The sequence below is a fragment of the Frankia sp. CgJB1 genome, from assembly GCF_977947065.1.
Window position 1 is genome coordinate 1 of the sequence record NZ_CDWTNB010000142.1, and the last position, 10,322, is coordinate 10,322.

The following is a 10,322-nucleotide window of genomic DNA, read 5'->3' on the forward strand; positions in this document are numbered from 1 at the left end:
GCGCGCTGGTGCGCGCCGCCGGTGGCGCGGCCGGACCGGCGACGGGCGGGCGGGCGGGTACCGGGGGGCGTGGCGGCGGTCGGGGTGAGTTGAGCAGCGTCGTCGTCGACTGCGAGAACGGTTTCCTGCGCCTGGGCCTGGCCCAGCGGCTCGCGGGCGCCCTCGGCGGCATCACGATCCCACTGGACGCCCTGCACCATCTCACTCCTCGCGCGGCGTCCCGCACGACGTCCGGGAAGGTGGCCTGTTGACGCCGCAGGGACAGCCCGAGACCGTCCCCGACGACGGGCTGACCACCCGCCAGCGCCGCGACCGGCCGCTGCTGATAGTTCACACCGGCGACGGCAAGGGGAAGTCGACGGCCGCGTTCGGTCTGGCGTTGCGCGCCTGGTCACAGGGCTGGCCGGTCGGAGTGTTCCAGTTCGTCAAGTCCGCGAAGTGGCGCATCGGCGAGGAACGCGCGCTGCAGGTACTCGCCGACTCCGGCCAGGGCGGCCCGGTCACCTGGCACAAGATGGACGCGGGCTGGAGCTGGGTGCGCGAACGGGTCGACCCGGACGGTGACCCAGGTGCCGCCGCCCGGGAGGGCTGGGCGCAGATCACCCGGGACCTCGCCGCGCAGACCTACCGGCTGTACGTGCTCGACGAACTGACCTACCCGTTGCGCTGGGGATGGCTCGACGTCAACGAGGTCGTCGAGGTCCTGCGCTCCCGCCCCGGCCGTCAGCATGTCGTCGTCACCGGGCGGCGCGCTCCCCGGGAGCTGCTCGACGCCGCCGACCTCGTCACCGAGATGACCAAGGTCCGCCATCCCATGGACACCGGGCAAAAAGGGCAGCGGGGCATTGAATGGTGAGCGAGCTCCGGGCGGAGATCGACACTCCCCGGCTGGTTCTCGCCGCCCCGGCCAGCGGCGCCGGCAAGACGACGGTGACCACCGGGCTGATGGCCGCGTTCACCGCCCGCGGCCTGCGCGTCTCCCCGCACAAGGTCGGCCCGGACTACATCGATCCCGGCTACCACGCGCTGGCCTGCGGCCGGCCGGGCCGCAACCTCGACGCGGTGCTCTGCGGCGCGGCGCGCATCGCCGCGCTGTTCGCCCACGGGGCCCGCGGCGCGGACCTCGCCGTCGTCGAAGGGGTGATGGGCCTGTTCGACGGGGTGGCCCGTCCCGGTCCCGGTGAGCAGGCCGACCATGCCTCCACCGCGCACGTCGCCCGGCTGCTCGACGCCCCCGTCGTGCTCGTCGTCGACGTCTCCGGCGCTGCCCGCTCGATCGCCGCGCTCGTCGCCGGGTTCCGCGGATTCGACCGGCGGATCCGCCTGGCCGGGGTGATCCTCAACCGGGTCGGTTCCCCCCGTCACCGCGACCTGCTCACCGAGGCACTCGACGACATCGCCGTGCCCGTGCTCGGCGCGGTGCCGCGGGAACAGGCCGTCCACACCCCCTCGCGGCATCTCGGTCTGGTACCGGCGGCGGAACGCAGGCCCGCCGCCGTCGCCGCCGTCGACCGGCTCGGCGCGCTGGTCGGATCCGCCTGCGACCTCGACGCCCTGCTGCGGGTGGCACGCACCGCGCCGCCGTTGCGCGTCGCACGTTGGGATCCGGCCACCGTGCTCGCCGCGGCCGGACCGGCGGACCCGGCAGCGATCGCTCCGGTAGCGGTCACGACAGCAGACCCGGCGGTGCCCGCGGTGCCCGACCGGCCCCCGCGGGTCGCGGTCGCCGGGGGAGCCGCGTTCACCTTCGGCTACCCCGAACACATCGAGCTGCTCACCGCCGCGGGCGCCGACGTCGTCCCCGTCGACCCGCTGCGCGACGAGACGCTGCCACCGGGAACCGACGCCCTGATCATCGGCGGTGGTTTCCCCGAGGAGCACGTCGCCGCGCTCGCCGACAACGCCCGGTTACGCGCCGAGGTCGCCGCGTTCGCCGCCCGCGGCGGGCCGGTCGCCGCCGAGTGCGCCGGACTGCTCTACCTGGCCCGCACCCTGGACGGCGCGCCGATGTGCGGGGTTCTCGACGTGGAGACGGTGATGGGCCCGCGGCTCACCCTCGGCTACCGCAACGCGATCGCCGCCGCGGACAGCCCCTTGGCGGCGGCCGGGACCACCGTGCACGCCCACGAGTTCCACCGTACGGTCCTGCTGCCCCCACCCGGCCGGTCGCCGTCCGACCCACGGTCGCCGTCCCCCGCCCGCGGCGGCGCCGCGGGCGGGCCCCCCGGGCCGTCGGGGGTGGCGGCGTGGTGGCTGCCGATACCCGGAACCGCTCCCCGGCCTGCGCCGGGACGCGTCGCGGGTGGTGGCCGGCGTGGCGGGGAGCAGGCGGCGTCGCCGTGGATGTCCGAGGGGTTCGTGCACCGCCGGGTGCACGCCTCCTACCTGCATCTGCACTGGGCCGGACGACCCGGCGCCGCCACCCGCCTGCTCGCCGCCGCCCGCGCGGCGTGACCGGAGCAGAACCGGGGGACGGGGGACTGGTCGTCGGTGTCGGTGCACGGCCCGGGGTGACGGCGGCGGAGATCCTGGGGCTGGTCGAGGCGGCGCTGCACGACCTCGCGGCGCCGATGAGCGCGGTGCGCCGGATGGCGACGGTCGAGCCCCGCCGGGACGAACCGGGCGTCGTCGCCGCCGCACGCCACCACGGCTGGCCGCTGGTGGGCCATCCCGCCGCCCTGCTCGCAGGCGTCGACGTGCCCCATCCCGGTGCCGCCGCCCACGCCGCGCTCGGCACCCCGAGCGTCGCCGAGGCCGCCTGCCTGATCCCCCTCACTGTCCCCCTGTCCCCGGGAACGGCCACCCTGTCCCTGGGAACGGCCATGCCACAGCCGGTCCTGCTCGTACCCAAACGCGCCGGCCGGCGGGTGACGGTCGCGATCGCCCGGCATGGCGCGCCGGATCGGGGTAGCGGCGCTTCCGCGTGACTGCGGACCAGGTCGGCTGGGTGGTCGAGCGGACCACTTTGCTCAGCATCGGCTCGCGCCGCTGGTGTTGTTAAGGAAGACAAACGCGAACGGGTGATGATCCCGCCAGGCGATCGTCGGCGCGGAGAACCTGCTGATCCGACCGGTGAAACCCGGCCCTTTCCTAGCTATCCTGTCGGGATGGCGGTGCAGCTACGGCTGGAACGGGACGCGCGGGCGTTGACCGAGGTCGTCACTCGACTTCGACGGGTGCTGCGGACGAGTATCCGCAGCGACTACCCGTGGGAGGTCCTGCCGATGGCCCAGGTGGAGTTGTTGCAGTGCCTGCAGGAACGCGACGGCGCGCGGGTAGGTGAGCTCGCCGGCCTGCTCCACCTAGCTCCGAATACGGTGAGCACCCTGGTGCAACAGATGTCGGACGCGGATCTTCTGCGGCGGGTCACCGACCCGGCCGACCGGCGCGTGGCCCGGGTGTCGTTGACCGAGACCGGTACCCGCCATCTGCAGGGGTGGCGCGAGGCCCACGAACGCAGGCTCGGCGACGCACTGGGCCGGCTCGCCGCCGCCGACCAGGCCGTTATCGTCGAAGCCTTGCCCGCCCTGTCACGCCTGGTCGAACAGCTCGATGACCGCCGCACGACCGACCCGTCCCCCGCCGCCACCGGCGGGCCCTGAGCGCGGATCTCCGGGGGGCGTAATCACACACGTTGGCATCTACCTCGGCGGGCAGAGCGGTCAGGCTGGGATGCCCGGACGCTCCGGCCGGCTGCCGATCTCCGCGATGAGGTCCTTGATAAGGATCTCGATCTGGTCGCGGATCGGGCGAACAGCGTCGACGCCCTGGCCGGCGGGGTCGTCGAGGTCCCAGGTGAGATAGTTCTTGCCGGGGAAGACCGGGCAGGCGTCGCCGCAGCCCATGCTGATCACATAGTCGGAGGCCTGCACCGCCTCGGTGGTCAGCACCTTGGGCTTCTGGCCGGTGATGTCGATGCCGACCTCGGCCATGGCGGCGACCGCGGCGGGGTTGACCTGCTCGGCGGGCAGGGAGCCGGCGGAACGCACCTCGATCCGGTCACCGGCGAGGTGCCGCAGGAATCCGGCGGCCATCTGGGAGCGGCCGGCGTTGTGCACGCAGACGAACAGGACGGATGCAACAGGGCTGGTGGTCACGGCAGTCTCGTGGCCTTCCTGACAGCGCAGCGTGCCGGCTACGCCGATGGATGCGGTCGGGTCTAGAGCGGGGCTCGGTCCCGGCGTACCGGGCCATGGATCGTAGGCGCCGGGGCGCCGTCAGCAGCAGGGGCTGATCATCGTGCTGAGTGCGGCGAGGGCGTCGGGTGCGGCCTTGTAGTAGGCCCAGACCCCGCGCTTGTCGCGGGTGAGCAGGCCGACGTCGACCAGGACTTTCAGGTGGTGGCTGATCGTGGGCTGGGTCAGCCCGAGCGGCTCGGTCAGCTCGCACACGCACGCCTCCCCGCCCTCGTGGGCGTAGATCAGCGACAGCAGCCGCAGCCGGGTTGGGTCCGCGATCGCCTTGAGCACACCGGCGAGGCGGGCGGCGGCCTCGGCGGACAGCGGTTGACGGGTCAACGGGCTGCAACACACCCACGCTCCAGGCCCGGCCGCCGCGTCCGGGGCGCGCGTGGTCACGGCGGGGGGCGGTAGGGCGGCCGACGATGCGGCGGGGCGGGTTGCGGTGGTCATGGCCTCCAGCATGCCTCAGCTATTGACAGCGGTCTATGCCTGGGCGCATCCTCGGCGCCAGCAGTTGCTATAGATATCGGTCGATGTCTGGAGGGTTGGGATGGCGAGGGTGCAGTTGGCGTTGAACGTCTCGGACGTGGACGCCGCGGTGGACTTCTACTTCCTGACCGCGCGATGACGGGAGAACAGCCACAGCCACATCTCGCCCGGCGGTTGGCGGCGGAGGCGGTCGGCAGCATGCTGCTGGCCGCCCTCGTCATCGGCTCCGGCATCGCCGCCCAGCAGCTCAGCCCGAACCAGACCGGCCTGGAACTAGCGGAGAACGCGGTGGCCACCGCCGCCGGCCTGTTCGCGATCATCTTGATGGTCGGGCCGGTGTCCGGGGCGCACTTCAACCCGGTCGTGTCCGCGGTCGACGCCGTCTTCGGCGGACTGTCGTGGCGGGACGTGGCCGCCTACCTGCCCGCCCAGGTCGCCGGCTGCATCGCCGGCGCCGTCCTGGCGAACTTGATGTTCGACCGGTCGGCGGTGTCGATCTCCACCCACCACCGGGCCACCTGGCCGCATCTGCTGTCCGAGGTCGTCGCCACGGCCGGCCTGCTGCTGGTCATCTTCGCCCTGGCCCGCTCGGGCCGGTCGGACAAGGCTCCGGCCGCGGTCGGCGCCTACATCGGCGCCGCCTACTGGTTCACCTCGTCCACGTCCTTCGCCAACCCGGCAATCACGACTGGCCGGATGTTCTCCGACAGCTTCGCCGGTATTGCTCCGGCGTCCGCTCCGGGGTTCATCGCCGCGCAGCTCGTCGGCGGCCTGCTCGGGACCGGGCTGATCCGCCTGTTCTACCCGCAGCTGGGCCGGGCCGCGGCGGCGGAGGTCGTCGTCGCTCATCCCGCCGCGAGCGTGAATGGCGCGGCTGCGGCCGGTGAGCCCGACCAGTCCGTCCGATCTCGTCCATCGGGGATATCCGGTACGTGACCGTCGCTCGTGCTGGGACGGTGCACCGGCCGCAAGGCGCGGGCCGCGCTCGATTCGGGAACGGTGCTCATGCTGGCGGGTCCGTGCCCGGCAGGAGCGCAGCCCGCCGCTGACCCGAGTTGTCTCTGCGGCGGTGTGGCCGGGGTGTGGCGTGCGGGCCCATCTTGACCGCAGCCACCCCCACACCGACAATCACCTCAATGGACATTGAGTCAATGACAGTTGAGCGAAGGGCCGCGTTGCATGCGGCGCTCGCCGAGCCCGCGCGACTGGCCGTCGTCGACGCCCTGGCCCTCGGCGAAGCGTCCCCGAGCGAGCTGGGCACCGCGCTCGGAAGCCCGTCGAACCTGCTCGCCCACCACCTCGCCACGCTGGAGGGCACCGGGCTGATCCGGCGGATCCGCTCGCAGGCCGACCGTCGCCGCAGCTACCTGCACCTCGTACCCGAGGCCCTGGCCACCCTCCTTCCGCCCGCGGTCCTCCCGGCGCCGCGCGTGGTCTTCGTCTGCACCCACAACACCGCACGCTCGCAGCTGGCCGCCGCGCAATGGACGGCCCGAAGCAGCGTCCCCGCGGCCTCAGCCGGCACCGACCCGGCCCCGGCCGTCCACCCCCGCACGATCGACGTCGCCCGTCGCCACGGCCTGGCCCTCACCGCCCTGCGCACAGCGCACCTCGACGACGTCCTGCAACCCGACGACCTCGTGGTGACCGTCTGCGACAACGCCCACGAACACCTGCGACGCCCCACGGAACGCCGGCTGCACTGGTCGGTGCCCGACCCGGTCCCGACCGACACCGACGACGCCTTCGAGTACACCTTCGCCGACCTCGCAACCCGCATTGAACGGCTCGCGGGAGCCGTCGCGGGCCCGGCGCCCGCCGCAGCGACCGTCGATCAGCACCGTTTCGCCCCCCTCCTCACCCTAGCCCCGCCCGATTTTCGGCGAGTACTACGGCGACCCCCGCCTGACCGCCCGCCTGACCGCCCGTCCGATCCGGGGCGGGATCGGAGGGGCGGCGCGGACAACCGGGATCCCGGTCGGGCGGGAAAAAACGCCTTGGCCGGCGGCCGGGGCTCTGCCAGGGTGGCGGCGTGATCTTTGATCCTCCCGACGGCCTGACGATGCGCCATCCCACCGCGGACGACCAGGGGCGCGTGCTCGCCGTCATGGACGACTGGTGGGGTGGCTTCCAGGGGGCCGCCGGGTCGATACAGCGCGCGCTGCTGCTGCCGCGGCTGTTCTTCCAGCACTTCACCGACAGCAGCTACCTGGTGGAACGTGCCGGCGACGGCCGCCTTGTCGCCTTCCTCGTCGGTTTCCTGTCGGCCTCGGCACCCGAGGTCACCTAATATCCACTTCGTCGGCGTCGACCCGGCGCGCCGCCGCGGTGGTATCGCCGGCGGTCTCTACCGGCGGTTCTTCCGGCTCGCCGCCACCCGTGGGGCCCGCCGCGTCGACGCGGTCACCAGCCCGGGCAACGCGACGTCGCTGGCCTTCCACACCGGCCTGGGTTTCCGGGTCGAACCCGGCGACACCATGATCGACGGCTTCCCGGTCCACTCCGACTACGACGGGCCGGAGCTGCACCGCGTCACCTTCACCCGGCCGTTGACCGCCGCCGACCTCGACGCGGCGGCAACGGCCTTCCCACGCCTTCCCACGCCGGCCGCGCACCCGCCGGCAGCGGCCCGGCTGCGCGGCGGCGACCTGCGGGTCTGCTTCCTCGGGGACTCCTTCGTCGCGGGCGTGGGCGACCCCGCCCACCTGGGCTGGGTCGGGCGTCTGGCCGCCCGCACAGAGGACGCCGGCGTGGCGCTGACCGCCTACAACCTCGGGCTCCGGCGTGCCACCTCCACCGAGGCCCACGCCCGATGGCGGGCGGAGTGCCTGCCCCGGCTGGCCGAGGCGGAACACCCCCGGCTCGTGATCTCCTTCGGCGTGAACGACATGTTCGGTGTGAACGACATGACCGCCGAGGCCGACACCACGGACCCGGCGGCGGGGACCGGGACGGCCACCCGGGTCCCGCCGCGGGACTCGGTCGCCGCCCTGACGGCCCTGCTCGCCGAGGCCCGCCCCCTCATGCCGGTGCTGATGGTCGGACCGCCCCCGTCCGGTGATCCCGGCCGCGACGAGCGCGTCGCGGACCTCACCGTCCGCTACGCCGAGGTCTGCGCCGCCTACGACGTCCCCTACGTCGGCGTGTTCCCCGCCCTGCGCCGCCGGCCGTCCTGGGCGCGTGAGCTCGCCGCCGGTGACGGCACGCACTCCGCGGCGGGCGGCTATACGCTACTCACCGACCTGATCTTCAGCCCGTGGTGGCGCTGGCTGGCCGGGTGAGGATGATCCCGAAACCCCCCGGCCTACCGGAGAGGTCCTACCCGCGAGAGCCGTCCGGGGCCGGGCGGACGGCGCGTTCGGCGATCCGGATCAGCGCCCGCCGCGGCAGCAGCCGCCCACCCCGGGCCAGCAGCGCGTTGCGCCGTCCGTCGACGACCGAGGGACGGCTGCGTTCGAGGGCACGCATCGCACTGGCCACCGCCTGCTCGGGGGAACGTTTGCGCCCGACGGCGGCGTCCTCGGTACCGACGACGTCGAAGAACGGCGTGTCGGTGGAGCCGGGGCACAGCGCGAGCACCCTGACCCCCGCCGGGCGGGCCTCGGCCCACAGCGCCTCGGAGAAGGACAGCACGAACGCCTTCGTCGCCGCGTACACGGCCATGTGCGCCACCGGCTGGAACGCGGCGATGCTGGCCACGTTCACGATGCTGCCGCGCCCGCGGTGCACCATCGCGGGCAGGAAGCGCGCGGTCAGCTCGACGACGGCGACACAGTTGAGCCGCACCTGCCCGACCAGCCGCGCCGCCTCGGCCCCGGCCACGTCGCCGTGCGTGGCGAACCCGGCGTTGTTCACCAGCACGTCGACCCCGCCCCCGGCGGCGGCGACCCGTTCGGCGACGGCGTCGACCGCGGCCGGCTCCGCCAGATCGACGGCGATCACCTCGGTGCGCACGCCGTGGCGCCGGGTGATCTCGGCGGCGTTCGCGCGCAACCGGTCCTCGCCGCGCGCGACGAGCACGAGGTCGGCGCCCCGGTCGGCGAACTCGCGGGCGAAGACGGCGCCGATGCCCGTCGACGCACCGGTGATCAGTGCGGTCTGTCCGCGGAAATCCACTGCCTCTCCCTACCACAGTTCTCCCTACCGGCAGGGTGGCCCGGCCACAGGGACTCAGGGCTTGCCCCTGGCAGGTGGGTTATCCGCCTGTGAGTTATCTGACGGATCGCGGGTTGGCGGCGGCGGGGTGTCGAGGGACAGGATCTGGACCGATGGCTCGACGACCGGGAACACCGCGCCCCCCGACCTGCCCGACCTGCCCGACCTGCCTGACCTGCCTGACCTGCGCCGCGGCCACCTCACCGGCGGGGGCGGGCACAGCGGGGGCGGACCCCGAGCTCGATCATCGGGAACGTCCGAACTGTCCGGGGCGGACCAGGAGCAGACTCTGATCAATCTGTCACACCGCTGTACACCACCCCCCTCTTGCGCGGTAGCTTGCGACTGGTCACAGTGTTTGCCGGATCAGCTACGCACTGGGGTGAACCGTGCAGGTTCACCAGCATCATCGGCGTACAGCCGGCCGTGCCGACCGGCGGCGGCCCCAGCCACGGGACGACGCAACGAAGCATGGTCCCCGCCCGGTCGAACATCCGTCGCCGGACTGTGACCGGTGCGCCACGAGGCACCGGCCGGAACGTGAGGGGATGGTCATGAACAGCATGGAACTGTCGCCCACCCGGGCCTCGGACCGGCTCGGTCTGGCTGCCGCTGGACGGGCCGCGGCGGTACTCTCCCGGGAGATCACGTTCGCCGACCCCGATCCGGTGACGCTCACCGAACTCGACGACCGGCTGCACCGGTACGCCACGACCCTGTTCTCCGCCCCGCACACGACGCTGGTGGGCCCGGTCATCGCCGACTGGCGGCGGGTCCAGGCCGCCCTGGGACGGCGGCTGTCCCCGACGGTGCACGCCGAACTGACCCGGGTCGCCGGCTACCTGTCGTTCTCCCTCGGGACGATGCTGGCCGTTGACACCGGCGACGACACCTCGGCGCGGCGGTTCGCGACCCTCACCGAGCAGTTCGCCGCCCAGCTCGACGACCGGCTGCTCACCGGCACCGCGCACAGCGCTGGACGCGGCGATCGCCTTCGTCACCGGGCGCTACGCCGCCGCCCGCAACGCCGCGGCCAAGGCGGCCGCTGTCGACCATCCCTACCTGCACGGCTGGGCAGCGGTGGTGCAGGCCACCGGCGACGAGGCAGCCCTCGACGCCGCCCTGAACCGGCTGCGCAACCGGCCGACTGTGCTCGGCCTGCGCCATCCCGGCTGGCCCCCCTTCGACGAGGTCCGGGAGGCCTGCGTCGTCGCCGACGCGATGGCCCGCCTCGGGATGCCCGGGGCGCGTTCCGCCGCGTACACCGCGATCGACCTGACCACCCCGGCGATCCTCGACCGCGGCTGGGCGCTGGCGTCGCTCGCCGCCGCCACGCTGCGCCGCGATCCCGCCGTGGCCGAAGCCGCCCTCCTCGAGGTGGAGGACATCCTCGACAAGCGCCCGTCGCGGGTGCTCACCCTGAGGACGAACGAGATCCTGATGCTCACCTCGGCACACGCCGAGCGCGCCTCGCGGCGGGCCGGCGCCGCCTGAGCC

At 73.4% G+C, this 10,322-nt stretch carries 12 protein-coding genes and 1 pseudogene; 10 read left to right on the plus strand and 3 right to left on the minus strand.

All coding sequences use genetic code 11. The annotated features are described in order from the left end of the window. From AC08OT_RS15250 to AC08OT_RS15270, 5 genes and pseudogenes are all read left to right on the plus strand, one after another. Positions 1–251: pseudogene (locus AC08OT_RS15250) on the plus strand (protoporphyrin IX magnesium chelatase); the annotation flags it as partial. Continuing rightward, entirely contained in the window at positions 248–856 is a 609-nt protein-coding gene (gene cobO, locus AC08OT_RS15255; protein ID WP_476594559.1) for a cob(I)yrinic acid a,c-diamide adenosyltransferase, read from the plus strand. The pseudogene AC08OT_RS15250 and the gene cobO, both read left to right, overlap by 4 nt. After that, on the plus strand, positions 850–2,454 hold the full coding sequence (locus AC08OT_RS15260) for a cobyrinate a,c-diamide synthase (protein ID WP_476594558.1): 1,605 nt from the start codon (positions 850–852) through the stop codon (positions 2,452–2,454). The genes cobO and AC08OT_RS15260 overlap by 7 nt, the downstream gene beginning before the upstream one ends. Continuing rightward, positions 2,451–2,927, plus strand: a complete 477-nt coding sequence (locus AC08OT_RS15265; RefSeq protein ID WP_476594557.1) for a cobalamin biosynthesis protein — start codon at positions 2,451–2,453, stop codon at positions 2,925–2,927. Before AC08OT_RS15260 ends, AC08OT_RS15265 begins: the two co-directional genes overlap by 4 nt. 180 nt (positions 2,928–3,107) lie before the next feature. Next, entirely contained in the window at positions 3,108–3,602 is a 495-nt protein-coding gene (locus tag AC08OT_RS15270; RefSeq protein WP_476594556.1) for a MarR family winged helix-turn-helix transcriptional regulator, read from the plus strand. Between the two features lie 60 nt (positions 3,603–3,662). Here the strand turns inward: AC08OT_RS15270 and AC08OT_RS15275 are convergent, their stop codons facing one another. Further along, positions 3,663–4,097: an arsenate reductase ArsC gene (locus AC08OT_RS15275; RefSeq protein ID WP_462203539.1), complete on the minus strand. Its 435-nt coding sequence runs from the start codon at positions 4,095–4,097 to the stop codon at positions 3,663–3,665. 120 nt (positions 4,098–4,217) lie between these two features. Then, on the minus strand, positions 4,218–4,631 hold the full coding sequence (locus tag AC08OT_RS15280; protein WP_476602955.1) for an ArsR/SmtB family transcription factor: 414 nt from the start codon (positions 4,629–4,631) through the stop codon (positions 4,218–4,220). A gap of 174 nt (positions 4,632–4,805) precedes the next feature. Here AC08OT_RS15280 and AC08OT_RS15285 point away from each other — a divergent pair, with 174 nt between their 5' ends. From AC08OT_RS15285 to AC08OT_RS15300, 4 genes are all read left to right on the plus strand, one after another. After that, entirely contained in the window at positions 4,806–5,606 is an 801-nt protein-coding gene (locus tag AC08OT_RS15285; protein WP_476593361.1) for an aquaporin, read from the plus strand. 215 nt (positions 5,607–5,821) lie between these two features. After that, complete coding sequence (locus AC08OT_RS15290; protein WP_476593360.1) at positions 5,822–6,706, plus strand: arsenate reductase/protein-tyrosine-phosphatase family protein; 885 nt, start codon at positions 5,822–5,824, stop codon at positions 6,704–6,706. Then, the gene (locus tag AC08OT_RS15295) at positions 6,703–6,960 is read left to right on the plus strand and encodes a hypothetical protein (protein ID WP_476593359.1); all 258 of its coding nucleotides are present in this window, start codon (positions 6,703–6,705) and stop codon (positions 6,958–6,960) included. Before AC08OT_RS15290 ends, AC08OT_RS15295 begins: the two co-directional genes overlap by 4 nt. Continuing rightward, positions 6,890–7,951, plus strand: a complete 1,062-nt coding sequence (locus AC08OT_RS15300; protein ID WP_476602956.1) for a GNAT family N-acetyltransferase — start codon at positions 6,890–6,892, stop codon at positions 7,949–7,951. The genes AC08OT_RS15295 and AC08OT_RS15300 overlap by 71 nt, the downstream gene beginning before the upstream one ends. A gap of 37 nt (positions 7,952–7,988) precedes the next feature. Here AC08OT_RS15300 and AC08OT_RS15305 read toward each other — a convergent pair whose 3' ends face one another. Beyond that, complete coding sequence (locus AC08OT_RS15305) at positions 7,989–8,786, minus strand: SDR family NAD(P)-dependent oxidoreductase (RefSeq protein ID WP_476593357.1); 798 nt, start codon at positions 8,784–8,786, stop codon at positions 7,989–7,991. A 912-nt stretch (positions 8,787–9,698) separates the two neighbouring features. On the opposite strand from AC08OT_RS15305, the gene AC08OT_RS15310 reads away from it, so the two are divergent. After that, positions 9,699–10,319: a hypothetical protein gene (locus AC08OT_RS15310; RefSeq protein ID WP_476593356.1), complete on the plus strand. Its 621-nt coding sequence runs from the start codon at positions 9,699–9,701 to the stop codon at positions 10,317–10,319. Positions 10,320–10,322: the final 3 nt, after the last annotated feature.

Bases quoted from the DNA above. Each gene is read 5' to 3' on its own strand.
- AC08OT_RS15260 (WP_476594558.1), top strand. From the start codon at position 850: ATGGTGAGCGAGCTCCGGGCGGAGATCGACACTCCCCGGCTGGTTCTC.
- AC08OT_RS15270 (WP_476594556.1), top strand. From the start codon at position 3,108: ATGGCGGTGCAGCTACGGCTGGAACGGGACGCGCGGGCGTTGACCGAG.
- AC08OT_RS15280 (WP_476602955.1), bottom strand. From the start codon at position 4,631: ATGACCACCGCAACCCGCCCCGCCGCATCGTCGGCCGCCCTACCGCCC.
- AC08OT_RS15285 (WP_476593361.1), top strand. From the start codon at position 4,806: ATGACGGGAGAACAGCCACAGCCACATCTCGCCCGGCGGTTGGCGGCG.
- AC08OT_RS15290 (WP_476593360.1), top strand. From the start codon at position 5,822: ATGACAGTTGAGCGAAGGGCCGCGTTGCATGCGGCGCTCGCCGAGCCC.